The sequence below is a fragment of the Micromonospora vinacea genome, from assembly GCF_015751785.1.
GTDB classification, from domain to species: Bacteria; Actinomycetota; Actinomycetes; order Mycobacteriales; family Micromonosporaceae; genus Micromonospora; species Micromonospora vinacea.
Genome location: NZ_JADOTY010000001.1, coordinates 1,547,664 through 1,572,456, shown reverse-complemented (window position 1 = coordinate 1,572,456; position 24,793 = coordinate 1,547,664). Strand labels below are relative to the sequence as shown.

At 72.5% G+C, this 24,793-nt stretch carries 27 protein-coding genes; 20 read left to right on the top strand and 7 right to left on the bottom strand.

What is annotated here, in order from left to right; all coding sequences use genetic code 11:
- Nucleotides 1-52: 52 nt before the first annotated feature.
- Together IW249_RS07675 and IW249_RS07670 are read right to left on the bottom strand one after the other, a co-directional pair.
- Nucleotides 53-415 carry a hypothetical protein gene (locus IW249_RS07675; RefSeq protein ID WP_007466101.1) on the bottom strand — a complete coding sequence of 121 codons (363 nt, stop codon included), beginning with the start codon at nt 413-415 and terminating at the stop codon, nt 53-55.
- Nucleotides 416-428: 13 nt separating this feature from the next.
- Nucleotides 429-743, bottom strand: coding sequence for a hypothetical protein (locus IW249_RS07670; RefSeq protein WP_030327982.1), 315 nt, complete (start codon nt 741-743; stop codon nt 429-431).
- A gap of 356 nt (nt 744-1,099) precedes the next feature.
- Between IW249_RS07670 and folP the strand changes: the two genes are divergently transcribed.
- From folP to IW249_RS07635, 7 genes are all read left to right on the top strand, one after another.
- A complete protein-coding gene (gene folP, locus IW249_RS07665; RefSeq protein WP_196920110.1) occupies nt 1,100-1,996 on the top strand; it encodes a dihydropteroate synthase in 897 nt (298 codons plus the stop codon).
- Entirely contained in the window at nt 1,993-2,361 is a 369-nt protein-coding gene (folB, locus tag IW249_RS07660; protein ID WP_196920109.1) for a dihydroneopterin aldolase, read from the top strand. The genes folP and folB overlap by 4 nt, the downstream gene beginning before the upstream one ends.
- Nucleotides 2,358-2,885, top strand: coding sequence for a 2-amino-4-hydroxy-6-hydroxymethyldihydropteridine diphosphokinase (gene folK / locus IW249_RS07655; protein ID WP_196920108.1), 528 nt, complete (start codon nt 2,358-2,360; stop codon nt 2,883-2,885). The genes folB and folK overlap by 4 nt, the downstream gene beginning before the upstream one ends.
- Before the next feature lie 19 nt (nt 2,886-2,904).
- Nucleotides 2,905-3,441, top strand: a complete 537-nt coding sequence (locus IW249_RS07650; RefSeq protein ID WP_196920107.1) for a DUF3180 domain-containing protein — start codon at nt 2,905-2,907, stop codon at nt 3,439-3,441.
- Between the two features lie 119 nt (nt 3,442-3,560).
- Nucleotides 3,561-4,775 carry an ABC transporter permease gene (locus IW249_RS07645; RefSeq protein WP_196920106.1) on the top strand — a complete coding sequence of 405 codons (1,215 nt, stop codon included), beginning with the start codon at nt 3,561-3,563 and terminating at the stop codon, nt 4,773-4,775.
- Nucleotides 4,776-4,828: 53 nt separating this feature from the next.
- Entirely contained in the window at nt 4,829-5,137 is a 309-nt protein-coding gene (locus tag IW249_RS07640) for a hypothetical protein (protein WP_196920105.1), read from the top strand.
- 125 nt (nt 5,138-5,262) lie between these two features.
- Nucleotides 5,263-5,694: a hypothetical protein gene (locus tag IW249_RS07635; RefSeq protein ID WP_372432944.1), complete on the top strand. Its 432-nt coding sequence runs from the start codon at nt 5,263-5,265 to the stop codon at nt 5,692-5,694.
- Nucleotides 5,695-5,747: 53 nt separating this feature from the next.
- Here the strand turns inward: IW249_RS07635 and IW249_RS07630 are convergent, their stop codons facing one another.
- Nucleotides 5,748-6,752 (bottom strand): ABC transporter ATP-binding protein, encoded by a 1,005-nt coding sequence (locus IW249_RS07630; protein ID WP_372432943.1) that lies wholly within the window; start codon nt 6,750-6,752, stop codon nt 5,748-5,750.
- Nucleotides 6,753-6,754: 2 nt separating this feature from the next.
- Between IW249_RS07630 and IW249_RS07625 the strand changes: the two genes are divergently transcribed.
- The 4 genes from IW249_RS07625 (at nt 6,755) to IW249_RS07610 (ending at nt 11,166) form a co-directional block, all read left to right on the top strand.
- Nucleotides 6,755-7,441, top strand: coding sequence for an ABC transporter permease (locus tag IW249_RS07625; RefSeq protein ID WP_091403225.1), 687 nt, complete (start codon nt 6,755-6,757; stop codon nt 7,439-7,441).
- Entirely contained in the window at nt 7,438-8,178 is a 741-nt protein-coding gene (locus IW249_RS07620; RefSeq protein ID WP_196920103.1) for an ABC transporter permease, read from the top strand. The genes IW249_RS07625 and IW249_RS07620 overlap by 4 nt, the downstream gene beginning before the upstream one ends.
- A gap of 200 nt (nt 8,179-8,378) precedes the next feature.
- Nucleotides 8,379-9,383: a glycine betaine ABC transporter substrate-binding protein gene (locus tag IW249_RS07615; protein ID WP_196920102.1), complete on the top strand. Its 1,005-nt coding sequence runs from the start codon at nt 8,379-8,381 to the stop codon at nt 9,381-9,383.
- Between the two features lie 109 nt (nt 9,384-9,492).
- The gene (locus IW249_RS07610; protein WP_196920101.1) at nt 9,493-11,166 is read left to right on the top strand and encodes a hypothetical protein; all 1,674 of its coding nucleotides are present in this window, start codon (nt 9,493-9,495) and stop codon (nt 11,164-11,166) included.
- An 18-nt stretch (nt 11,167-11,184) separates the two neighbouring features.
- Here IW249_RS07610 and IW249_RS07605 read toward each other — a convergent pair whose 3' ends face one another.
- The 3 genes from IW249_RS07605 to IW249_RS07590 form a co-directional block, all read right to left on the bottom strand.
- Nucleotides 11,185-12,372 (bottom strand): NADH-quinone oxidoreductase subunit D, encoded by a 1,188-nt coding sequence (locus IW249_RS07605; protein WP_196920100.1) that lies wholly within the window; start codon nt 12,370-12,372, stop codon nt 11,185-11,187.
- A complete protein-coding gene (locus IW249_RS07600) occupies nt 12,369-13,649 on the bottom strand; it encodes an SAM-dependent methyltransferase (RefSeq protein ID WP_231392443.1) in 1,281 nt (426 codons plus the stop codon). Before IW249_RS07600 ends, IW249_RS07605 begins: the two co-directional genes overlap by 4 nt.
- A 65-nt stretch (nt 13,650-13,714) precedes the next feature.
- Nucleotides 13,715-14,626, bottom strand: a complete 912-nt coding sequence (locus IW249_RS07590) for an SDR family oxidoreductase (protein ID WP_196920099.1) — start codon at nt 14,624-14,626, stop codon at nt 13,715-13,717.
- Between the two features lie 118 nt (nt 14,627-14,744).
- Here IW249_RS07590 and IW249_RS07585 point away from each other — a divergent pair, with 118 nt between their 5' ends.
- From IW249_RS07585 to IW249_RS07550, 8 genes are all read left to right on the top strand, one after another.
- On the top strand, nt 14,745-15,314 hold the full coding sequence (locus tag IW249_RS07585) for a TetR family transcriptional regulator (RefSeq protein WP_196920098.1): 570 nt from the start codon (nt 14,745-14,747) through the stop codon (nt 15,312-15,314).
- Between the two features lie 127 nt (nt 15,315-15,441).
- Entirely contained in the window at nt 15,442-16,416 is a 975-nt protein-coding gene (locus tag IW249_RS07580; RefSeq protein ID WP_196920097.1) for a Rossmann-like and DUF2520 domain-containing protein, read from the top strand.
- Nucleotides 16,417-16,530: 114 nt separating this feature from the next.
- Nucleotides 16,531-17,379 (top strand): pantoate--beta-alanine ligase, encoded by an 849-nt coding sequence (gene panC, locus IW249_RS07575; protein WP_196920096.1) that lies wholly within the window; start codon nt 16,531-16,533, stop codon nt 17,377-17,379.
- Nucleotides 17,380-17,423: 44 nt separating this feature from the next.
- Nucleotides 17,424-17,852: an aspartate 1-decarboxylase gene (gene panD, locus IW249_RS07570; protein WP_196920095.1), complete on the top strand. Its 429-nt coding sequence runs from the start codon at nt 17,424-17,426 to the stop codon at nt 17,850-17,852.
- Nucleotides 17,853-17,948: 96 nt separating this feature from the next.
- Nucleotides 17,949-18,845 (top strand): septum formation family protein, encoded by an 897-nt coding sequence (locus IW249_RS07565; protein ID WP_196920094.1) that lies wholly within the window; start codon nt 17,949-17,951, stop codon nt 18,843-18,845.
- Nucleotides 18,846-18,953: 108 nt separating this feature from the next.
- A complete protein-coding gene (locus tag IW249_RS07560; protein WP_196920093.1) occupies nt 18,954-20,648 on the top strand; it encodes an L-aspartate oxidase in 1,695 nt (564 codons plus the stop codon).
- Between the two features lie 56 nt (nt 20,649-20,704).
- Nucleotides 20,705-21,601, top strand: a complete 897-nt coding sequence (gene nadC / locus IW249_RS07555) for a carboxylating nicotinate-nucleotide diphosphorylase (protein ID WP_196920092.1) — start codon at nt 20,705-20,707, stop codon at nt 21,599-21,601.
- Between the two features lie 17 nt (nt 21,602-21,618).
- Nucleotides 21,619-22,377 carry a type III pantothenate kinase gene (locus IW249_RS07550; RefSeq protein ID WP_091403191.1) on the top strand — a complete coding sequence of 253 codons (759 nt, stop codon included), beginning with the start codon at nt 21,619-21,621 and terminating at the stop codon, nt 22,375-22,377.
- 35 nt (nt 22,378-22,412) lie between these two features.
- Here IW249_RS07550 and IW249_RS07545 read toward each other — a convergent pair whose 3' ends face one another.
- Nucleotides 22,413-23,153 carry a class I SAM-dependent methyltransferase gene (locus IW249_RS07545; protein WP_196920091.1) on the bottom strand — a complete coding sequence of 247 codons (741 nt, stop codon included), beginning with the start codon at nt 23,151-23,153 and terminating at the stop codon, nt 22,413-22,415.
- A gap of 87 nt (nt 23,154-23,240) precedes the next feature.
- Here IW249_RS07545 and lysS point away from each other — a divergent pair, with 87 nt between their 5' ends.
- Nucleotides 23,241-24,749: a lysine--tRNA ligase gene (gene lysS / locus IW249_RS07540; RefSeq protein ID WP_196920090.1), complete on the top strand. Its 1,509-nt coding sequence runs from the start codon at nt 23,241-23,243 to the stop codon at nt 24,747-24,749.
- The last annotated feature ends 44 nt before the right edge of the window (nt 24,750-24,793 follow it).

The following is a 24,793-nucleotide window of genomic DNA, read 5'->3' as shown; positions in this document are numbered from 1 at the left end:
GTCGGCAGACCCTTGCCCGCGTCCTGCGACGGACCGTTCGACGTACGTCCGGTCATGCCAGCTCCTCCCGAATCCTGATCCGGCTGCCGACCAGGCGCGGATCGCGCTGCTCGATCGCCGGCTCCCGGGTGCGTCGCCAGTCGGTCAGCGCGGTGCGGATGACCACCCGCGCCGGCCGATCGGGGTCGACGTGCCGGAAGATGAACGACGTGGTCACGATGGCGAGCGCGATCTCCCAGGCTGGGAAGAGCTCGACCGTCAACGTGAACAGCCAGTGGATGAACATGTAGAGGGGGACCAGCAGCATGAAGAGCCCGTACTGGGCGTAGGGCAGGTGGACCGGAAGGGTGTAACCGGGCGGCCCGAGGTAGACCAGGCGGGCCCGGTAGATGTCGTCGTCGGTGCGTAGCCGCATCTGGTGAACGCGCCTATTCGAAGATCAGGTCGATCAGGTAATCGCCGACGAAGAAGAGTGTTGCCGCGCCGGCGATGAAGGCGAGCCCGACGATGGCGATCGCGGAGCTGGTCAGCACCTTGGAGATCTCGCCTCGGCTGGCTCGGCCGATGAAGATGACGCCGAGGACGGCGAGCAGGATCGGCGCGATCTTGCTGGCGAAGAAGGTGACGACACTGTTGGTGTCGATCCCCTTCGGTGCCGGCTCCGCGAGTGGAGCCGACGCCAGGGTGGAGAGCGCGTGGGCGACGCCGGACGACGCCGTCTCCATGAGCTCGAAGGCGATCACTGGAACCTCCCCATAGCGCGGCCGGCGGTGCCGCGGCGGTGCAATAGGCAAGCCTGGCGGGAAAAGTGCTCCACAGGGCATGGCGTTCTTGACCCTGTGTTCGTTACTCACCACGGAGGGTGGCGAGGTTTGGGCGGTTTTCCCCCGCTTCGGCCCTCCCTCCAAGCTTCGCCATCTCGATGCTGGCCAATTCCAAAGCGTACGGGCCGCCCCGGATTGCGACAAGCCGCGAAGGGGCTGCCCGATACTGCCCGGATGACCGATCGTACACCTGTTCGAATCGGCACGTCAGGGGCAGTGGTGCGGGGCCGACCCGGGTCGCTGGGCGCCGCTGCCGCGACCGGTACCGTCTAGTCGTGACCGATCTGGTGCGGGCTTCGGGCCCGGTGGTGATGGGCGTCCTCAACGTCACACCGGACTCCTTCTCCGACGGCGGACGGTACGCCGACCTGGACGCCGCCGTCGGACACGGCGTCCGTCTGCGCGACGCCGGTGCGCACCTGGTCGACATCGGCGGCGAGTCGACCCGCCCGGGCGCCGAGCGGATCGACGCCGCGACCGAGGCGGAGCGGGTGTTGCCGGTCATCCGCGAGCTGACCGCCGCCGGCGTGACGGTCAGCGTCGACACCAGCCGCGCCCGGGTGGCGGAGGCCGCCCTGGCCGCCGGTGCGGCGGTGGTCAACGACGTCTCCGGTGGCCTGGCCGACCCGGACATGGCCCGCGTGGTCCGCGACGCGCACTGCCCGTGGGTGCTGATGCACTGGCGCGGGCACTCCCGGGGGATGCGCGAGCTGGCCACCTACACCGACGTGGTGGCCGAGGTCCGGGCCGAGTTGGCCCAACGGATCGACGCGGCGCTGGCCGCCGGGGTGGCCCCCGACCGCCTCATCGTCGACCCCGGGCTGGGCTTCGCCAAGACGGCCGCGCACAACTGGGAGCTCAGCGCCCGCCTGCCGGAGCTGCTGGATCTCGGCTACCCGCTGCTCTTCGGGGCCAGCCGCAAGTCGTACCTCGGCAGGTTGCTGGCCGATGCGGACGGCACGCCGCGACCGACGGCCCAACGGGAGGCGGCGACAGTGGCCACCAGCGTGCTGGCGGTCGCGGCCGGCGCCTGGGGCGTACGTGTGCACGACGTGCGGGCCACCGCCGACGCGCTCGCCGTCTGGGCCGCGACCGGCCGCCCGCGCCTCGCCGTGCCGCCGAACGACAGGAACCGAGCGCACCACGATCACGAGCAGGGGGTACGGCGATGACGACGGACCGGATCGAGCTGACCGGCCTGCGGGCGCGCGGCCGGCACGGGGTGTACGACTTCGAACGCGTACAGGGGCAGGACTTCGTGGTCGACGCCGTCCTGGAGTTGGACCTCGGCCCGGCCGCCGCCAGCGACGACGTCGCCGCCACCGTGCACTACGGCGAACTGGCCGAACGCCTGGTCGCGGTGGTGACCGGCGAGCCGGTCAACCTGATCGAGACCCTCGCCGACCGGCTCATCGCGGTCTGCCTGGCAGACGTTCGGGTCGACACCGCGACGATCACAGTGCACAAGCCGGAGGCTCCGGTGCCGCACACCTTCACCGACGTGGCCGTCACCATGACCCGGGCGCGTACCCGGTGACCCGGGCGGTCCTGTCGCTCGGCAGCAACCTGGGCGACCGGCTGGAGCACCTGCGCACTGCCGTCGCCACCCTCGGCGACGCGGTGCTGGTGCTCTCCGGGGTGTACGAGACTCCACCGTGGGGCGACACCGACCAGCCGGCGTACCTCAACGCGGTGGTGCTCGCCCAGGACGAGAGCGCGACCCCGCGCGACTGGCTGGAGCGGGCCCGCGACGCGGAACGCGCGGCCGGCCGGGCCCGTGACCCGCAGCGGCGGTTCGGGCCGCGCACCCTCGACGTGGACGTGATCGCCGTCTGGGGCGACGACGACGAGCCGGTGCTCAGCGACGATCCGGAGCTGACCCTGCCGCACCCCCGGGCGCACCTGCGCGCCTTCGTGCTGCGCCCGTGGATCGACATCCAGCCGTACGGTCGGCTGCCCGGTCACGGCTGGCTGACCGACCTGCTGACCACCGGCCCCGCGGCGGACGAGGCGTTGGAACTGCGTCCCCGGCCGGAGTTGGCGTTAGAGTCGACGGCATGACCGAGCGGAACCGGCCGGCATGACGCAGGCGAAGCCCCCACCCCGCGGGTCGGGCCCGGACGGGTCCCGAATGGGCCCCACCCGGATCTCGACCCTGGTCGTGGCCGGCCTGGGTGCGGCGGCGGTGGCCTGGCTGCTGATCAGCACCCTCTACTACAGCGGCATTCCCCGGCTGCCCTGGCTGCCGGTGGTGACGCTGGCCGGGCTCGCCGTGCTGGAGGCGTACGCCGCGATCAACACCCGGGGCCGGATCGAGCGCAAGCCCGGCCGGGACCCGGTCAACCCGCTGTTGGTCGCTCGCTTCGTGGTGCTGGCCAAGGCGTCGGCGTTGGCTGCGGCGATCTTCGCGGGCTTCTACGCGGGGCTCACCGGCTGGCTCTTCGTGGAGACCACCCGTGCCGCCCTGGACGATCGACCGGCCGCTGGCGGAGGCCTGCTCGCCTCGCTGGCCCTGGTCGGTGCAGCGCTCTGGCTCGAGCGCTCCTGCCGGGTGCCGGAACGCCCTGACGACGAGCGCGAGCAGGACCCACGGGAGAGCCGCCCCGGCCAGCGCTGAGCAGGGGGTTACGCCCAGCTGCGGGCGCGGGTACGGTGCCTGCGATCGGAGAGCAAGGGCCGCCCAGGGTCCGTCCGCGCGCCGGACTGGGGACGGCCGGCCACTGGGGAGGCGGCGTCATGGGGTACGAAGAAGCGGGCCGGGACCGGTCGGCCGAATCCTCGTCGGGGGTGCCGGCCGCCGTACTGGAGAACGTCTTCGACGACCCCACCCACGGCGAGCCCGGTCGGGACCGGATCGGCGTGCACCTGTGGTGGGAGCTGCTGCTGCTGGCCGGGCTGGTGGTCGTGAGCTGGCTGCTCTGGCAGGAGGATCCGGGCGCCGTGCGCGACGGCAACCTGCGCACGCTGCTGATCGACGCGGTCGGGTTGGGGTTGCTCGTCCTGGCCGCCGGGCTGAGCCTGCGTACGGCGGCGCCGAACCTGGCCGTCGGCCCGATCGCGGTGGCAGCCGCCCTGCACTACGCCGAGCAGGGTGACCGGGGTCTGCCGGAGTCGATCGGCCCGGCCGTGGCGGTCGCCGCGGTCGGTGGGCTCGCGCTGGCGTTGGCCGTGGTGGTGCTGCACGTGCCGGGTTGGGCCGCCAGCCTGGCCGGCGCCGCCGCCGTGGTGGTGTTCATCGAACGCCGTTCGGCGCCGGTGCTGGTGCAGGGCGACTACGACCCGACCAGCAGCGCCGGTTACCTGTTCGCCGGCTTCGCCGCGGTGGCGGTCCTCGGCGGGTTGTTCGGCGCGGTCCGGGCGATCCGTCGGCTCGTCGGCCGGTACCGACCGATCGCGGACCCGGCCGGTCGGCGGGGCGCGGTGGCCGCCGTGGTGACCGCCGTCGCGCTTGTCGTCTCCACGGTGCTGGCCGCTCTCGCCGGCGTGCTGCTCGCCGCCAACGATCCCGGGCCGGTGGCGCCCACCTCGGGGCTGGACTGGACGGTGCTGGCGATCGGCGTGGCGTTGCTCGCCGGTACCAGCGCGTACGGTCGCCGGGGCGGCGTGTTCGGCACGCTGCTGGCGGTCGGCCTGGTCACCGTCTTCCAGGTGTACGCGCCAGAGCGCGGGTGGACGTTGAGCAACTGGGTGGTCGGCGGGGTGGCGTTCGGCGTCGGGCTGCTGGCGACCCGGCTGGTCGAGACACTCGGGCGGCCCCGAGCGGGCGGCCCCGAGCGGATCGAGCCGGTCAGCGACGGCACGATCAGCTCGGGCTGGACCACGCCGCAGCCGCAGTCAGTCGACAACTGGCCTCCCACGCTGCCGACCCAGGCCGCACCCCAACCGGTGGACCCGTGGCGGGATCCGCGGTGGGAGGACAGCCCGCGGCGGTGGGACACCGATGAGCGGTGAGCCGCGTCGCGTCCGCCGAGCCGGAGCTGATCTCGACCGTTAGGCTCGGCGACATGACCGACACACCTGCCGCCACCCCGGGCGGAACCTCGTTCGAGGAGCTTGACGCGCTGTCCACCGACGAGCTGCGGGAGCGGGCGTTCGCCCGGGCCCGGGAGCGTCGGGACGTGGGCTTCTACTGGTCGGTGCTGCGCCACCTGCCGAACGCGGACGAGGCCACGGTGCTGGACGGCGCCCCGAACTCGATCGGTCCGACGATCGACGAGGCCAACGCGCTGTGGCGGGAGCTGACCGGTCACGGCTATGAGGAGTCGGCGCCGCTGCTGCGGGCCGCCTTCATCGACTACCTGATGAAGCACTGAGCCGCTCGGGGCAGCTCAGGTGGGCCCGAGCCACCGGTTCGGGGCCTGGGCGGATCGCGTCGCTCATCCACCGCTCCGGCCCGGTCAGCCGCTACGGCACGGCCGCCGGGACCGGCGCGCTCGCCGTGTTGCTGCTGGTCGGCATCTGCGGCAGTCCGGCGTACACCCGCTGGGCCGGCACCCTGACCGACCCGGAGTCGGCCGGCGCCTTCTACGCGCGCCTGCTCGCCTGGCCGGCCTGGCGGCTGGACGCGGACGGGCAGGACGGCGGGCTGTTCGCCGCCGACCTGCGGGCGGTGCTGCTGGTGGTCCTCGCGGTGGCCCTGCTCTACCTGCTGCCCGCCGCCCAGGTCGCCCGGGTGCCCGGCCCGGTGAGCCAGTTCTTCTCCGGCTGGGCCGCGTACGTGCTGGCCGGCGGGTTGGCCGCCGTGCTGGCGGCGCTGCTCGGCCCGGCACCGTCGCTGCTGGGGGCACTGCAGGACGCCAGCACCGGCGCCGGTTACGGCTTCCTCACCGGGTGGATCATCGGCATCGCCAGCCTCGGCGGTCGCGCCTGACCCGACCGGTGCGGGCCGGGCGCGATGGGCGTGCCCGACCCGACCGGGCCGGGTCAGCTGGTCGGGCGGCCGAGGTCGAGGAGGCGCTGTCGGCTCAACGTACCCACCGGCCGGCCGGCGTCGGTCACGAGGAGCCGGTCCCGACCCGAGGTGAGCAGGACCGCCAGCGCGTCGTACGCGGAGCCGTCCACCGCGACGGTGGGCAGATCCGGTGCGGTGTCCGCGGGCACCGGCTCCAGCGTCTCCCGGTCGAGTGGGGTGACCGCCAGCCGGCGGATGCCCCGGTCGGCGCCGACGAACTCGCGTACGAACGGGGTGGCGGGTGCGCCGAGCAGCGCGGCAGGGGTGTCGTACTGCTCCAGGTGCCCGCCCTCGGAGAGCACAGCGATCCGGTCACCGAGTCGGACCGCCTCGTCGAGGTCGTGGGTGACCAGCACGATCGTCTTGCGCACCTCGGCCTGCAGGCGCAGGAACTCCTCCTGGAGGCGGGCGCGGACGATCGGGTCGACGGCCGAGAACGGCTCATCCATCAGCAGCACCACCGGGTCGGCGGCGAGCGCGCGGGCCACCCCGACCCGCTGCCGTTGGCCACCCGACAGCTCGTGCGGGTAGCGACCGCCGAACTCGGCCGGGTCCAGCCCGACCAGGTCGAGCAGTTCGTCGACCCGGGCCCGGGTCTGGGCCTTGGGCCAGCGGAGCAGTCCCGGCACTGTGGCCACGTTGGTCCGCACCGTCTGGTGTGGAAAGAGACCGACGTTCTGGATCACGTACCCGATTCGACGGCGTAGTTGCACCGGGTCGCCATCAGTGACGTCCTCGTCGCCGAGCGTGATGCGGCCGGCGGTCGGCTCGATCAGGCGGTTGATCATCCGCAGCACTGTCGACTTGCCGCAGCCGGACGGGCCGATCAGCACCACCAGCTCGCCGGCCCGGACATCCAGGCTGAGGTCCCGGACAGCTTCGGTGCCGTTCGGGTAGCGCTTCTGGATGCCCTGCAGGGAGATCGACGCCGCGCGAGGGGATTGGGCCACGCCGGCAGCCTCCGGGGTAACGTCCACGTATGTCCTTCCGCCTGAGCTACCGGGCCGACCCGGGTAACCCCTGGTTCTCCTGGCAGTACGTGCGGGACAACTCTGACACGATCCTCGCCGCGGTGCGCGAACACGCCTCCCTCACCGGGCGCGCGGTGTTGATCGCGGTGTTGATCGCCCTGCCGTTGTCGGTGCTGGCGTACTGGGTCCGTCCGCTCGCCGGTCCGATCCTCGCCGTCAGTGGTGTGGTCTACACCATCCCGTCGTTGGCGCTCTTCGCCTTCATCGCTCCCTACCTGGGCACCGGGGCGACCACGGTGCTGGTCGGGCTGGTCCTCTACGCGCTGCTGCTGATCGTGCGCAACGTGGTGGCCGGTCTCAACCAGGTGCCTCCGGAGGTTCGCGAGGCCGCCGAGGGCATGGGTTACGGCCGGTGGCGGCGTCTGTTCCGGATCGACCTGCCGCTGGCGCTGCCGGGCATCGTGACCGGCGTACGGCTGGCGACCGTCTCCACGGTGGCGTTGGTCACGGTCGGGGTGCTGGTCGGGCACGGCGGGCTCGGGCAGTTGATCTTCGCGGGCTTCCAGAACAACCTCTACAAGGCCGAGATCATGACTGCCGCGCTGCTCTGCGTGGCTCTCGCGGTCGTGCTCGACCTGCTGCTCATCCTGGTCGCCCGACTGGTGACCCCCTGGTCCACCCGGAGGGCGCGGTGACCGTCGCGGCGAACCCGATCGGCCAGGCGATCACCTGGATCAACGACCCGCTGAACTGGACGAACCCCGGCGGCATGCTGGACCGGCTCGGTGAGCACCTGACGATCTCGGCCCTGGCGGTGGCTCTCGGCTGCCTGGTGGCCTGGCCGCTCGGGCTCTGGCTGGGGCACCTCGGCCGAGGCGGTGGCCTCGTGGTGCTGATCTCCAACGCGACCCTGGCCATCCCCACCCTGGCGCTGCTGACCATCCTGCCGGTGGCCTTCGCCAGCGGCTTCGGGAAGACGCCGGTGGTGGTGGCACTGGCCGTCTTCGCCGTGCCGCCGCTGCTGGCCAACGCGTACACAGGGGTGCGGCAGGTGGACCCGGAGGCCCGCGACGCGGCCCGGGGAATGGGTCTGTCCGGCGCGCAGCTGCTGCGCCGGGTGGAGCTGCCGCTCGCGGTGCCCTATCTGGCGGCCGGCTTCCGGACCGCGGCGGTCCAGGTGATCGCGACCGCGGCGCTGGCGTCCTTCGTCAACGGCGGCGGCCTGGGCCAGATCATCCGGACCGGCTTCGGAATCGGTATCGCGGCCGGCGGCGGGCAGATCGTCGCCGGCGGTGTGCTGGTGGCCGGGCTCGCGCTGCTGGCCGAGGTGGTCCTCGGCGGCGTCGAACGGCTGGTCACCCCCAAACCGCTGCGGCGCGGACGGCAGCGCCTCGGGCGGCCACGGGCCGCCGACGCCACCGGGAGCGCCTGACCCGTCCGGGTGAGCCGGCGTCGACCTGGCGACCCAACCCCGTCCAATCGGTGACGATGGGGTGACGAAGTCCATCCCAAGTTGTCGGTCGGTTCCGGAGCATGTTGGGTGGACATTCGCGGGCGACCGACAGTCAGGATCGCCCGTCGGACACGCGGCCGGCCCGGGACGGGCCGCGCCGGGACACGGAAGGCGGGCACATGCGCGCACGTACACGTCTGGCGATCGGGGCGGTCAGCGCCGTCGCCGGGGCAGCGCTCCTCACCGGCTGCGGTGACGCCGGTTCGTCCGGCACCGACGCACCCCAGACGAGCGCCTCCGGCGCCGGGTGCGCCCCGGTCGCCGGTCAGCAGCTCATCGCTCTGCAGGACGACAAGAAGCTCCAGAACTCCGACAACGTCATCCCCGCGGTCAACACCAAGGCGGCGAATCCGCAGCTGATCGCCGCACTGGACAAGGTCTCCGCCGCGCTCGACACCCCGAAGCTGATCCAGCTCAACAAGGCCGTCAACGAGGACCGCAAGACCGCCAAGGTGGCAGCCGAGGAGTTCGCCAGCGCGAACAACCTCACCGCGGGCATCGCCAAGGGCCCGGGCGGCGACATCACCGTGGGCGCCGGCAACTTCGCCGAGAGCCAGATCCTGGGCGAGCTGTACCGGATCGCGCTCACCGCCGCCGGCTACCAGGTCAAGGTCCAGCAGATCGGCAACCGGGAGCTCTACGCGCCGGCTCTGGAGAAGGGCGAGATCCAGGTCGTCCCGGAGTACGCGGCGACCATGGCCGAGTTCCTCAACACCAAGGCCAACGGCCAGAACGCCCAGCCGATCTCCTCGCCGGACATCAACACGACGGTGACCGCGCTCAAGGCCGAGGGCGACAAGGCCGGCCTCACCTTCGGCACCCCGGCCGCCGCGCAGGACCAGAACGCCTTCGCGGTGACCCAGGCCTTCGCCGACAAGTACGGCGTGCGGACCCTCTCCGAGCTGGCGGCGAAGTGCTCCGGCAGCGCGACAGTGCTGGGTGGCCCGCCGGAGTGCGAGCAGCGTCCGTTCTGCAAGCCGGGCCTGGAGAAGACGTACGGGCTGTCGGTCGGCAAGTTCTCCTCGCTGGACCAGGGTGGGCCGCTGACCAAGAGTGGCCTGCGCGACGGGTCGATCAGCGTGGGCCTGATCTTCTCCTCGGATGGCGCATTCGCCACCAGCTGAGCACTCTCCGCACAAGCTGAGGACGCCCCCGCCCCGACCGGGCGGGGGCGTCCGTGCGTCCCGGGGACCCCGTTCCCTCCGATGGTTGTCGTGGGTAGGCTGCACATCCATGCCAGCCCCGGCCACCTCTGAAGCCCGGCGTCAACCACCGCTGCTGACCGTGCTCTTCTGGGCGGGCGTCGCTCTCGCGCCAGTGGCGGCGCTGATCCTGCTGGTGGCCGACGGCAACGGCCCGCTGCGCTTCGCCGCGGTGCTCGCCATCCTCGCGGTGGTGCTGATCGGCCTCTCCATCGCGCTGCGGCCCGACGGCGAGGGCGACTCGGTGCGCGCCGACGAGTTGCAGGACGAGATCGAGGAACTGCGCCGGGAGCTGCGTAGCGAGATAGTGGCCGCCGCCCAGCGCGGTAACCACGCTCTCGACCAGGCGCAACGGGCCCAGGAGGGGATCGCCGCGGTACGCCGCCGCCTCGACGCCAGCGGTGCCGCCCTCGCCGGTGCCGCCCCCGCTGTCGAGCCGGCAGGTGCCGGGCGGGCCCGGGTGGCTGCCGTCGAGCCGCCGGTGGACGACGCGCCGCTGGCCCGTAGCCGGGTCCAGGCTGACGCGCCGGCCGGCCGCGCCCGGGTGTCCGGGCCCGACGACGCGCACCGATGGGGGCGCCCCGAGCACCCGGACGACGACGAACCGGCGTACGCACGGGAGGCCCCCGAGCCGCCGGCCGCCGCCGGGATGTACGGCGGGGAACGGCCGGCCGCCACCGCGTACGGCTCAGCCCGCCCCCGGGAACACGACCGCCCCGAGGCCGCACACCGGCCGGGTGGCGTGGTCCGACACACCGAGACGGTGCACGTCACCACCCGGCACACAGTTGTCGACGGCGGCCCGGCCGAGCCGGCCGGGCGCTACGGCGGCGGGTACGCCGGCCAGTGGACCCCACCCGCGCAGGAGTGGACCCGGGGCGGCGACGCGGACGAGCACCCCCGCCCGGCCGGCAGGGCGAGGAGCGAGCCGGACGAGCGCCCCAGGGCCGGGTACGGCGACGAGCCGGGCTGGACGGGCCGCCGCGACGAACCGGAGTGGACCGACCGGCGCGACGGGTACGCCCAGCGCGACGAGCCCGCCCCGGCGGCCCGGTCGCACCGCACCCCGGAGCGGCCGGCGGCGGAGTCCTGGGACAGCCCGGACGATCAGGGCTGGTCGGAGCAGCACGACCGGGCGGCGGCCGCCGCACCGCAACCCGGGCCGCCGCTGCGGGCCGACGACACCGGCGAGTACTGGTCGCAGCTGCGGGCCGGTGACCGTTGGGCCGCCGTCCGCGACGACGAGAACGGCCGCGAGTTGCGGGTCGGCGAACGCCGGGCCGAGGTGCACGCCGACGCCACCGGCACCGAGTACCGGGTGGCCGACCGCTGGGCCGCCGTCCGCCACGAGGAGCCGCGCCGTCCCGAGGACGCCGGCCGGTACGAGGAGCCGCGTCGTCATGAGGACGCCGGCCGCTACGAGGACGCCGGCCGTTACGAGGAGCGGGAGTCGTACCCCCGGGACGAGCCGGCGCGCCGCCACGACCGCGACGGCGGCCGGCGGGCCGAGCCGGGACTGCCCGCGCTGCCGGTGGGCGGTGTGCCGGTGCCGGACGAGTGGCGCCCGCCGCGACAACGCGGCCACCAGGCGGAACCCGAGCCGGAGCGGACCGGCCGGCGGCGGGTCGACGAGCGCTACGGCTACCCGCCTCAGGACGACGTACCGCGTGCCGGCGGCGCGCCGCCCGCCGACCGCTGGCGGTGACCGGTCAGGCGGCCCCTGTCACTTGTCGATGTCGCCGACCACGAAGAACATCGAGCCGAGGATCGCGATCAGATCCGGGACCAGGCAGCCGGGGAGCAGGGTGGCCAACGCCTGCACGTTCGCGTACGAGGCGGTGCGCAGCTTCAACCGCCACGGCGTCTTCTCGCCCCGTGACACCAGGTAGTAGCCGTTGATGCCGAGCGGGTTCTCCGTCCAGGCGTACGTGTGCCCCTCCGGCGCCTTCAACACCTTCGGCAGCCGGGTGTTGATCGGCCCGGTCAGCCGGTCCACCCGGTCGAGGCACTGCTCGGCAAGGTCCAGCGACGCGTACACCTGGTCGAGCAGCACCTCGAAACGGGCGTGGCAGTCGCCTGCGGTCTTGGTGACCACCGGCACGTCCAGCTCGTCGTAGGCCAGGTAGGGGTCGTCGCGGCGCAGGTCCAGGTCGAGCCCGGATGCCCGGGCCACCGGCCCGGACGCGCCGAACGCGGCGGCGTCCGCGGCGGAGAGCACGCCCACGCCGACGGTGCGGGCCAGGAAGATGTCGTTACGCCGGATCAGGTGGTCCAGGTCGGGCAGTCGCCGGCGTACCTCGCCGATGGCAGCGCGGGCCCGCCCGGTCCACCCGTACGGCACCTCCTCCTTGAGGCCACCCACCCTGTTGAACATGTAGTGGATCCGGCCGCCGGAGACCTCCTCCATCACCGCCTGGATGGTCTCGCGTTCCCGGAAGGCGTAGAAGATCGGCGTGATCGCCCCGATCTCCAACGGGTACGAGCCGAGGAACATCAGGTGGTTGAGCACCCGGTTCAGCTCCGCGAGGGCCATCCGCAGCCAGGTGGCCCGCTCCGGCACCTCCATGCCCATCAGGCGTTCCACAGCGAGCACCACACCCAGCTCGTTGGAGAACGCCGAGAGCCAGTCGTGCCGGTTCGCCAGCACGATGATCTGCCGGTAGTCGCGTACCTCGAAGAGTTTCTCCGCGCCCCGGTGCATGTAACCGACGATCGGTTCGCAGGCGACCACCCGCTCACCGTCGAGCACCAGCTTCAACCGCAGCACACCGTGGGTGGAGGGGTGCTGGGGGCCGATGTTCAGCACCATGTCGGTGCCGAGCTGCTGATCACCGGTGCCGGCGATCAGCCCGGCCCCGGTGCCGACGGTCAGTTCACGGAGGTCCCCGGCGTCGGTGGTCATGCCCGTCATCGTGCCACGGCCGGCCCGAGCGGGATGCCGACCGGCTGGCGCAACCACCAGTGCCCGCCGAGCCCGGCCGGGTCGGTGAGTTCGGCCACCGCCGACGCGGCGGCCAGCGCCCGCACGTAGCCGACCGGGTCGGTGCCGGCCAGGCTGAGCGGCGGTCGGCCGCCGTCGGCCCCGAGCGCCCGCAGCGCCTCCCGCTGCAGGACCAGGGAGTACGCGCACCGGGCGACCGCCGCGCCGGCGGAGGCGACCGAGTCCATGGCCACGTGCGCGGTCACGTCACTCGACCCGTCGGGCACCGGAGGGACCTGCCGCCCACCCCGGTACCCGGTCAACGTCCCGTCGACCGGCCTGCTCTCCCGCAGGTGCCCGTAGTCGACGGCTACTGCGAGGCCTCGGCTGATCTTCCCCACCGCGTGTGCCCAGGCTTCGTCTCTGCTTCGGCCGATCTCGGCTCGTCTGTGGTCGCTGTGGGGGGTTTCGGGGCAGCCCGGCCGGCTCCGGGCGGTCAGGCTTGATCCCTCCGCCGGCCGGGCTGCCCCGAAACCCGACTCGCCTTCGCTGGTCGCGTCCGTCCAAGCCACCCCCAGACTCGGGTCACCGTCCGTACTGAGCGGGCTCGCAGGGCTGGGCCACCAGGTGGTGAGCCAGTCGAGATCATCGGCGCTGACCGGCCCACCAACTGATTCGGCACCGGTATGGGGGTCGACCAGCACATATCGCCAGCCGTCTTCGGTGTGTACTGCCACGTCCAGCGGGACGTTGTCGAGCCACTCGGTGGCCAGCAGCACTCCGGTGATTCCGGCGGGGATCTCGGACGTCCAGTCGATCTCTTCGGGCAGGCTTTCGGGGCGGTGGGCGTACTCGACTGCTGTGAAGCGGATTCGTTCCGCGAGAGACGGACGGGCGGTGACCAACGACGGCTCGTCCGGCGACCGACGGGCGGAGGCCGTGGACGTCAGGGTTTCCGGGGAGCCCGCCCGCGGAGGGATCAAGCCTGACCGCCCGGAGCGGGTGGGCTCCCCGGAAACCCCCACAGCGAGCCCGGCGAGTGACCTCAGCAGCTCCCCCCGCCCCGCGCCCACGTCGACGACATCGAGACGGGGAGGGTGTCCAAGGGCCGTGTCGACCTCTGAGATCAGCCGCAGGAGCGCGGTGGCGAAGGCTGGGGAGGCGTGCACGCTGGTGCGGAAGTGGTCGGCTGGCCCGGTGTCGGCGACGAAGAAGCCGCCTGGCCCGTAGAGGGCGCTGGCCATCGCGTTCCGCCACAGGATCGGCATCAGTGCGTTCCGCGTTGCGCGTGGGTCACCGTGCCGACCCTACGGTCAGGGCCGCCGTTCGTGTTTCAGGCCCGGAAGTAGTGCCCTTCGTGCAGGTCGGCGATCAGGCCGGGGTGGGCCGGGGTCCAGCCCAGCAGTTCGCGGGTGATGGCCGACGACGTCGGGTTGTCCATCTGTACGAACGACCCGAGAAAGCCGAAGTGGTCGTCGGCCTCGGCGGGGCTGATGCTCCGGACCGGGATGCCGAGGTTGTCGCCGATGGCTGCCGCGATCTGCCGGAAGGGGACGCCTTCGTCGGCGGCGCCGTGCAGACGCGTACCGGTTGGGGCCTTTTCGAGGGCGAGTCGGTAGAGCTCGGCGGCGTCGAGCGTGTGGACGGCCGGCCATCGGTTGGTGCCCTCGCCGACGTACGCGGCGTACCCCTTCCGCCGGGCCGCGGCGATGATGGCGGTGATGAAGCCGTAGCGGTCGAGTGAGCTGTGCACAGTGGGCGCGAGCCGGACGACGGAGGAGCGCACACCGCGGGAGGCGAGGCCGGCCACGAAGTTCTCCGCGTCGATCCGGTAGCCGCCGCCCGGGAAGGTGTCGCGTTCGGTGCCGGGGCGACCGACGATGCCGCCCATCGCGAGCATGGCCGTCCCGCCGGTGCCGACCAGCGGCTTGCCGGAGCCGGCCAGGCCGTCGGCGAGTGCGGTGAGGGCGTCCAGGTCAACAGTGGCGGCGCCGGCCAGGTCGCCGTCGACCATGAGGTCGTGGCGGAACGCCAGATGGATCACTCCGTCGGCGGCGGCCGCCTCTTCCCGAAGTACGTCGAGGTCGGACAGGTCCCCGCGGTGTGCCTGGGCGCCGAGCTTCTCGATGGCGGCGGCGGACGTGTCGGAGCGGGCGAGGCCGACGACCTCGTGCCCGGCGGAGAGCAGTTCCGGGACGACTGCGGAGCCGAGATGGCCGGACGCGCCCGTGACGAATACGCGCATTGTGGTTCCTTCGTGAGTGCTAATGTCACCTTGCGACATCACCGTACCTCGCGCGATGTCACACTGCGACATGCAGACGGAATTAATGTCGCAGTGTGACGTCGGATACCATCGCCGCATGGCCCGCTGGCAACCGGACGCGCGCGGCCGCCTGGAGGCGGCCGCCTTCGAGTTGTTCCGCGAGCGCGGCTTCGAACAGACCACCGTCGCCGACATCGCCGCCCGTGCCGGCCTCGACAAACGCACCTTCTACCGGCTCTTCGGGGACAAGCGTGAGGCGCTCTTCAGCGGCAGCGGGCGCGTGGAGGAGGTCCTGGTCCGGGCGGTGACCGAATCCGACACAGGTCCCTTCGAGGCGGTCGTCGCCGCCTTCCGCCGGGTGGCGGAGGAACTCTTCGCGGATCGTCTCGAGCTGGTCCGGGCGCGGCAGGTCATCATCGAGAGCAGCCCGGAACTACAGGAGCGCGAACTGCGCAAGACGGGCTCACTGGCGGCCGCCGTCACCGCCGCCCTGCGGGCCCGCGGCCTCGATGAGACCACGGCCACCCTGGCCACCGAGTCCGGTGTCACTGTCTTCCGGGTCGCGTACGCCCGCTGGGTCGCGCCCGACAGCGACGCGCCGCTCAGCGACCTGATCGCGGAGGTGGCCGCCGAGTTGCGCGCCATCACGTCGGCCCCAACGCCCTGACCGCGGGCGACCCTGACGAGCCGTCTCGTCGGTGGTGAAGGTTTTCACACATGCTTGTCCCGGTTCGGCGGGCCGGGCGCATACTTGCGATCGACCGGTACCCCTTCTCGAGGACTGGATCGTCGTCATGAGCGCACCGTTGCGCCCGCGTCCGGCCGCCCCGCACGGGCCTGCCGCCTCGTGGGATCGCGCCGTTCCCGGCGCCCGCGCCACCTCCCGTCTGCTCACCGTCGGTGTCGTTGGCGCCGGTCGGGTCGGCACCGTGCTCGGTGCCGCGCTCGCCGCCGCCGGGCACCGGGTGGTCGCCGTCTCCGGCAGCTCCGGCGCCAGCCGCGCCCGCCTCGCCCTGCTCCTCCCCGAGGTGCCCCGCCGCCCGGTCGCCGCCGTGGCCCACGCCGCCGCCGACCTGCTGCTGATCGCCGTGCCGGACGACACCCTGGCCGGTGTGGTGACCGACCTCGCGGAGCGGGGCGCGCTGCATCCGGGCCAGATCGTCGCGCACACCTCCGGAGCGCACGGCCTGGCCGTGCTGGGGCCGGCCGTGGCGGCCGGCGCCCGGCCGCTCGCCCTGCACCCCGCGATGACCTTCACCGGTACGCCGGACGACCTGGCCCGGCTGGACGGCATCTCGTACGGGGTGACCGCACCGGCGGAGTTGCGCCCGCTGGCTGCCCGGCTGGTCGCCGACCTCGGTGGCGTGCCCGAGTGGGTGGCCGAGTCGGATCGCCCGCTCTACCACGCCGCGCTGGCCCACGGCGCTAACCACCTGGTGACCCTGGTCAACGAGGCGACCGACCGGTTGCGGGACGCCGGGGTGTCCCGGCCGGAGAAGGTGCTCGCCCCGCTGCTGCGGGCCGCCCTGGAGAACGCGTTGCGGCTCGGCGACGACGCGTTGACCGGCCCGGTCTCCCGTGGCGACGCGGGCACCGTGCAGCGGCACCTGGCCCGGTTGGCGGCCACCGCACCGGAGTCCGTCCCCGCGTACCTGGCGCTGGCCCGTCGTACCGCCGACCGGGCGATCGCCGCCGGCCGGCTGCGGCCGGTGGACGCACAGTCGCTGCTCGGCGTGCTGGCCGACAGCGGTCGGGAGGTGGCTGCGTGAGCGTGAGGAGTGAGCCGATCTTGCGAGCCCCGCAGTCGCGAACCGAGGTGTCGCTGTGAGCGTGAGGAGTGAGCCGATCTTGCGAGCCCCGCAGTCGCGAACCGAGGTGTCGCTGTGACCCAGTTGGTGCACACGCGCGCGGAGTTGGCCGAGGCTCGGACCGGGCTGAAGGGCACGGTCGGGGTGGTGATGACCATGGGCGCCCTGCACTCCGGGCACGAGACGTTGCTGCGCGCGGCCCGGGAACAGGCCGACCACGTGCTGGTGACGATCTTCGTGAACCCGTTGCAGTTCGGGCCGAACGAGGACTTCGACCGCTACCCGCGCACCCTCGACGCCGACCTGGAGGTGTGCCGGCGGGCGGGCGCGGATCTGGTCTTCGCCCCGTCGGTGGCGGACATGTACCCGGACGGTCAGCCCCGCGTACGCCTCGATCCGGGTCCGCTCGGCGCCGAGTTGGAGGGGGCGAGCCGCCCCGGCTTCTTCCACGGCGTACTGACAGTGGTGCTGAAGCTGCTCCAGCTCACCCGGCCGGACCTGGCGTTCTTCGGCGAGAAGGACTACCAGCAGCTCACCCTGGTCCGGCGGATGGCCCGCGACCTGGACGTGCCGGTCGAGGTGGTCGGCGTGCCGACTGTCCGGGAGCCGGACGGGCTGGCGCTCTCCAGCCGCAACCGTTACCTGAGCGAGCCGGAGCGGGCGGCCGCGCTGAGCCTGTCCGCCGCGCTGCGGGCCGGTGCGCGGGCCGCCGACGACGGCCTGGACGCGGGGGCGGTGCTGACCGCCGCGCACGCCGCGTTCGGCGCCGGTACGCCCGGTGCCCGCCTCGACTACCTGGTGCTCACCGATCCCGAGTTGGAACCGGGGCCGGTGTCCGGGCCGGCCCGGCTGGTCATCGCCGCCTGGGTGGGCGTCACCCGGTTGATCGACAACGCGGCGATCCACCTCGCCCCGCGCCCCTGACCCGGCCGCACCTCCCTCCACCAATCCCGCGAAAGGCCACCCCGATGTTGCGGACCATGCTCAAGTCGAAGATCCACCGGGCCACTGTGACCCAGGCCGACCTGCACTACGTCGGTTCGGTGACTGTGGACGAGGATCTGCTCGACGCCGCCGACCTGCTCCCCGGCGAGCAGGTGGCGATCGTGGACATCACCAATGGCGCCCGCCTGGAGACGTACGTGATCCCGGGCGAGCGGGGCAGCGGCGTGATCGGCATCAACGGCGCCGCCGCACACCTGGTGCACCCCGGCGACCTGGTCATCCTGATCTCGTACGGGCAGATGGACGACGCCGAGGCCCGGTCCTACCGGCCACGGGTGGTGCACGTCGACACCGACAACCGGGTGATCGAGTTGGGTGCCGACCCGGCGGCGGCGGCGCCCGGCACGGCCGGGAACCCGGTGCCCAGCCCGCTGGCCGTGTCCGGAGTCTGATCCCGCGTACCACGATTCCGGTCTGTCACCAGAAGGTCATTTCCGGTTACCCTGGGCACGCTGGCGGAAGCCGGTCGGTGGCTGGGGGAGGCCGCGATGCGCCGTGCCATGACGACCCTGTTCGCCGCTGTTGCCACGGCGGCGCTGCTGGTGGGCTGTGCCGGGTCCGGCGGCCTGGATGGTGATCTGACCGACGACTGGGCGGCGCTGCCGGCACCGTCGGCGTTCACCCCAGCCGCCGGTGTGTGTCACGCCACCGACTTCACCGATCTGGTCAGCCTGGCCAGCTACGAGCCGGTGGACTGCGCCGGGCCGCACCGACTGGAGACGGTGCATGTCGGGGCGTTCCCGGCCGAGCGGACGACCGCACCGGCGGGTGGTTCGCCGGAGTTGCGGGGGGCGTTCGCCGAGTGCGACACCCGGGCGACCGGCTACGTGGGTGACGACTGGCGGGCGGGCCGGCTGCGACTGTCCGTGGCGCTGCCCAACGGGCCGGGCTGGGCGGCGGGTTCCCGGTGGTTCCGCTGCGACCTCACCGAGTTGACCACTGTCGAGGCGGCGGCCACCGTCGTGGTCCGGTCGGGCAGCCTGCGGGACGCGTTGAAGGGGTCCACCGGGCTGCGCCTCGGCTGCCAGCAGACCCGCACCGGTGACGGCCGGGGCGTGCAGACGCTGACCCCGGTGGAGTGCGGCAAACAGCACGACGCCGAGTTCGTCGGGGTGTGGCGTGCACCGGACCGGGCGTACCCGAGCCGGGACGCCGACTGGTTGCCGCTCTACACGGGTTGTCGCAGCGTCCTCGCCCGGTACGTGGGCGTCCCGAACGACACCGAGCTGCGCGTCCGCAGCGGGGTGGTGGTCCGGCCGCCTGGCGCGGGGCGCTGGAAGGTCGGTGACCGGGGCGTCCGCTGCTATCTGTGGCTCAGCCACCGTACGGTGACGGCCTCGCTGAAGGGTGCGGGCCCGGCCGGTCTGCCGGTCCGGACGAAGTGACCACGGCCTGACGGTCGGCGCGGCGAGGCGCGCGCCGGACGGGGTCGCCCAAAACACTCGTCCCGCCCCCGCCGCCCCGGGCGAGGATGGTTCGGGTTGACTGGGGGGATGGACCTCCCGACCGTCGACCTGCCTGCCCTGCCCGCGCTGCTGGCCGCGCCCGCGCCCGGCTGGGTGGAGACCACCGACGTGATCGTGGTGGGTTCCGGCGTGGCCGGGTTGACCGCGGCGCTGCACCTGCGGGAGGCGGGTCTGCACGTCACGGTGGTAACCAAGGTCAACATCGACGACGGCTCGACCCGGTGGGCGCAGGGCGGCATCGCCGCCGTCCTCGACCCGGCCGACACCCCAGCGGCGCATGCCCGGGACACCGAGGTCGCCGGGGTGGGGCTGTGCGACCCGGCTGCGGTCCGGGTGCTGGTCGAGGAGGGCCCGACCCGGCTCCGTGAGCTGATGCGGATCGGCGCCGAGTTCGATCGTCACGCCGACGGCTCGCTGATGCTGACCCGCGAGGGCGGGCACCGGGCCGACCGGATCGTGCATGCTGGCGGGGACGCCACAGGTGCCGAGGTGCAGCGGGCCCTGCACGCAGCTGTGCAACGCGACCCGTGGATCCGGCTGGTCGAGCACGCCCTCGTACTGGATCTGCTGCGCGCCCCCGGAGACGGCCCGGACGGGCTCGGCCCAGCCTGCGGGATCACCCTGCACGTGCTGGGTGAGGGCAGCGAGGACGGCGTCGGCGCGCTGCTGGCCCGTGCGGTGGTGCTCGCCACCGGCGGGATGGGGCAGATCTTCTCGGCCACCACCAACCCGGCGGTCTCCACCGGCGACGGGGTGGCGCTGGCGTTGCGGGCCGGCGCTGCGGTGACCGACGTGGAGTTCGTCCAGTTCCACCCGACCGCCCTGATCACCCCGCCCGGCGCGGGGGTGCCCGGTGCCGGGCACGCGCAGCAGCCGCTGGTCTCGGAGGCGCTGCGCGGCGAGGGCGCGTACCTGGTGGACTCCGACGGCAAGCGGTTCATGGTGGGCCAGCACGAGTTGGCCGAGCTGGCGCCCCGGGACGTGGTGGCCAAGGGCATCCACCGGGTGCTGCTGGCCACCGGCGCGGACCACGTCTTCCTCGACGCCCGGCACCTGGGCGGCGACTTCCTGGCCGGCCGTTTCCCCACCATCGTGGCGTCCTGCCTGGCGATCGGCGTGGACCCGGCGACCGACCTGATCCCGGTGGCGCCGGCCGCCCACTACGCCTCCGGCGGGGTCCGCACCGATCTGCGCGGCCGCACCTCCATCCCCGGCCTGTACGCCTGCGGCGAGGTGGCCTGCACGGGCGTGCACGGCGCGAACCGGCTGGCCAGCAACTCGTTGCTGGAGGGTCTTGTCTTCTCCCGGCGGATCGCCGAGGACATCGCCGCCGGCCTGCCCGAGCAGGCCCAGCCGGCGGACACCGGCGCCTGGCGTGGCGGTACGGGCTGGGTGCTGCCCGCCGAGGTGACGCCGACCCTGCAACGGGCGATGACCCGGGGCGCCGGGGTGCTCCGGTCCGCGGCGACGCTGGCCGGGACGGCCGCGACGTTGACCGAGCTGGGCGTGGCCCGGGGCCGACCGCGGACCGCCGACTGGGAGGCGACGAACCTGCTCACCGTGGCGTCGACGCTTGTCGCCGCCGCGTACGCCCGTGGTGAGACCCGGGGCTGCCACTGGCGGGAGGACTTCCCGACGGCCGACGAGCGGTGGCTGGGCCATCTGGTCGGTGCGGTAGGGGCGCAGGGCCGGGTGACGCAACAGTGGGAGGGGATCCAGTGAGCGCGAGGAGTGAGCCGATCTTGCGAGCCCCGCAGTCGGGAACGAAGGAGGCGACGATGACGGAGTCGACGCAGGCGGCGTTGCGGGCGGCTGGGCTGGACCCGGCGTTGGTGCGGCAGGTGATCGAGGGTGCGCTGGTCGAGGATCTGGGCCCGGATTTCCTCGACGTCACCAGCGTGGCCACCATTCCGGCGGAGCAGACCGACACCGCCGACCTGGTGGCCCGCGCGGACGGGGTGGTGGCCGGGATGGCGGTGGCCGCCGCCGTGTTCGAGCTGGTGGGCGAGGTGACGGGCTTCGGCCGTACCGTCGAGGTGTCGGTGCTGGCCCGCGACGGCGAGCGGGTGGCCCGCGGTGACGTGCTGGCGACGGTGACCGGCCCGACCCGGTTGCTGCTGACGGCCGAGCGGACGGCGCTCAACCTGCTCTGCCGGATGTCCGGGGTGGCCACCCACACCCGCGCCTGGGCGGACGCGCTGGCCGGCACGAAGGCCATGGTGCTGGACACCCGCAAGACGACGCCGGGCCTGCGGGCGCTGGAGAAGTACGCGGTGCGGGCCGGCGGTGGCACCAACAAGCGGATGGGCCTCTACGACGTGGCCATGATCAAGGACAACCACAAGCTGGCGGCCGGGAGCATCACGGCGGCCTACCGGCGGGTCCGGGAGGCGTTCCCGGAGGTGCCGGTGCAGGTCGAGGTGACAGGAGTCGACGAGGCGGTGGAGGCGGTGGAGGCCGGGGCGAACTTCCTGCTCTGCGACAACATGACGCCGGAGGTGCTGGCCGAGGCGGTGACCGCTGTGGGTGACCGGGCGGAGCTGGAGGCGACCGGTGGGCTGACCCTGGAGGTGGCCGGCCGGTACGCGGCCACCGGCGTGGACTTCCTCTCGGTGGGCGCGTTGACCCACTCGTCGCCGATCCTGGACATCGCGCTGGACCTGCGCACCGAGTAGTTGTCTAGGCTGCGTGCGTGCTGCTCTGCATCGACATCGGAAACACCAACACCGTGCTGGCGACCTTCGACGGCGACAAGCTGGTGCACTCCTGGCGGATCAAGACCGATGCCCGTTCGACGGCGGACGAGCTGGGCCTGATGTTCCGGGGCCTGCTCGCCGGGGACAACGTCGAGATCACCGGTGTCGCCGCCTGCTCCACGGTGCCGGCCGCGCTGCGGTCGCTGCGCACCATGCTCAGCCGTTACTACGCCGACCTGCCGAGCGTCGTGGTCGAGCCGGGGGTGCGGACCGGGGTGCAGTTGGCGATCGACAACCCGAAGGAGGTCGGCGCCGACCGGGTGGTGAACACCCTGGCCGCGTACACCCTCTACGGCGGGCCGTCGATCGTTGTGGACTTCGGCACCACCACCAACTTCGATGTGATCAGCGAGCGTGGTGAGTTCCTCGGTGGCGCGTTCGCCCCGGGCATCGAGATCTCCTTCGACGCGCTGGCCGCCCGTGCCGCGCAGCTGCGCAAGGTCGAGGCCACCAAGCCCCGTTCGGTGATCGGCAAGAACACCGTGGAGTGCCTCCAGGCCGGCCTGTACTTCGGCTTCGCCGGTCAGGTGGACCGGATCGTCGAGCGGATGACCGAGGAGCTTGGCGAGGTGCGGGCGGTGATCGCCACCGGCGGCCTCGCCTCCCTGGTGATCAACGAGTGCCGCAGCATCACCCACCACGAGCCGATGATCACGCTGATCGGCCTGCGGATGGTCTACGACCGCAACCTGTGAACCCGGCCGCCGTCGGGCCGCCCTTCGTGCCGGCGTCAGCGCCGCCGGGCGCGCAGCACCAGCGTCCGGTACGGCAGCTCGATGGTGTCCCGGCCAGCCAGGGCGGGGTGGGTGGTCAGGAGTTCGGTCAGCTCCCGCTCGACCCGCTGTTGATCCTCTGTGGTGGCGGTGAGCCAGTACGAGCGGGTGCGGACCATGCCGAGCAGCTCGTCCGGCGTGAGCGTGGTGCGGTGCGTGAACTCGCGCTGCTCGACGGTGTCGAACGCGGGGCCGAAGTCCGGGTGCTCGCCGATGAGCTGGAGGGTCGACCTGTCCCCGAAGTGGGCGATGCGACCCAGCTCGGCCACCCAGTCGACGCTGTCGTCCCGGATGTTCCACACCGGGGCGAAGGTGCCGCCGGCGCGGAGCACCCGGGCGATCTCGGCGTGCGCGAGCTCCCGGTCGAACCAGTGGTACGCCGTCCCGACCAGCACCGCGTCCACCGTCGAGTCGGGTAGGGGCACTGCCTCGGCGCTGCCCGCCAGCGCCGTCGTGCCCGGGGTGCTGGCGGCGAGCTGCGTCCGCATCCCCGGATCGGGCTCCACCGGTACGACCTCGTGACCCAGGGCGAGGACGGCCCGGGTCAGGATGCCGGTGCCGGCCGCGAGGTCGACCACCCGGGCTTCGCTCAGCCCGTCGAGTGCCCACCGGACCGCAACCTCGGGATAACGTGGTCGAAACCGGTCGTAATTACTCGCGGCGGCACCGAACGACAGGGCGTGAGTGTGATCGACCATGACGGGCAGGTTATCCCGTAACGGCCTCCGGACCGCTTGAGTACGCTCGGGCCTGACCCCTGTATCTCCGTGACGAGGAAGCGTGCCGTGAGCGAGCAGAACCCCGTGCCAGTGGACCCCGCCGACGACCTTCCCGAGCAGATGAAGGTCCGCCGGGAGAAGCGGGACCGGATGCTCGCCGAGGGCATCGAGCCCTACCCGGTCGGCTTCCCCCGCACCGCCACCCTGGCGCAGGTCCGGGCGAAGTACGCCGACCTGCCGACCGACACCGCGACCGGCGACCAGGTCGCGGTCACCGGCCGGGTGATCTTCGTACGCAACACGGGCAAGCTCTGCTTCGCGACCCTGCGGGACGGCGACGGCACCGAGTTGCAGGCGATGCTCTCCCTGGACCGGGTCGGGCCGGAGCAGCTGGAGGCGTGGAAGCGCCTCGTCGACCTCGGCGACCACGTCGGCGTCACCGGTGAGGTGATCACCAGCCGTCGGGGTGAGCTGTCGGTGTTGGCCCAGCAGTGGGAGATGACCGCCAAGGCGCTGCGACCGTTGCCGGTGGCCCACAAGCCCCTTTCCGAGGAGGCGCGGGTCCGGCAGCGTTACGTCGACCTGATCGTCCGGCCGCAGGCACGGGAGATGGTGCGTACCCGGGCCGCCGCGGTACGCAGTCTGCGCGATTCACTGCACGGGCAGGGCTTCATCGAGGTGGAAACGCCGATGTTGCAACTGCTGCATGGCGGCGCGGCAGCTCGACCGTTCGTGACCCACAGCAATGCGTTGGACACCGATCTGTATCTGCGAATCGCTCCGGAACTGTTTCTCAAGCGCGCTGTGGTCGGCGGCGTCGACCGAGTCTTCGAGATCAACCGCAACTTCCGTAATGAGGGTGTCGACTCTTCGCACTCACCGGAGTTCGCGATGCTGGAGACGTACCAGGCGTACGGCGACTACGACACGATGGCCGAGTTGACCCGCAATCTCGTGCAACAGGCGGCGATCGCGGTGAGCGGCTCGACTGTGGTGACCCACGCCGGCGGGCGCGAGTTCGACCTGGGCGGCGAGTGGCGGTCCGTGACGCTGTTCGGTGTGCTTTCCGAAGCGCTGGGCGAGGAGGTCACGGTCCGCACCGAACGCACCCGCCTGGTGGAGTACGCGGACAAGGTGGGATTGGCCGTGGACCCGAAGTGGGGCCCGGGCAAGCTGGCCGAAGAGTTGTTCGAGGAACTGGTCGTTCCCGGCCTGGAGGCGCCCACCTTCGTACGGGACTACCCGGAGGAGACCAGCCCGCTCACCCGGGCGCACCGCAGCGAGCCGGGGCTGGCCGAGAAGTGGGACCTCTACGTGCTCGGCTTCGAGCTGGGCACTGCGTACTCCGAGCTGGTCGACCCGATCGTGCAGCGGGAACGGCTGGTCGCCCAGGCGCAGTTGGCCGCGCGCGGCGACGACGAGGCGATGCGTCTCGACGAGGACTTTCTTCGGGCGATGGAGTATGGAATGCCGCCGGCCGGCGGTATGGGAATGGGAATCGACCGGCTGTTGATGGCCCTGACCGGGCTGGGAATTCGGGAAACGATCCTCTTCCCGTTGGTCCGCCCGGAGTAGTCCCGCCCAGACTCACGCCGAGCCGTAACCGGATCCTATTGACG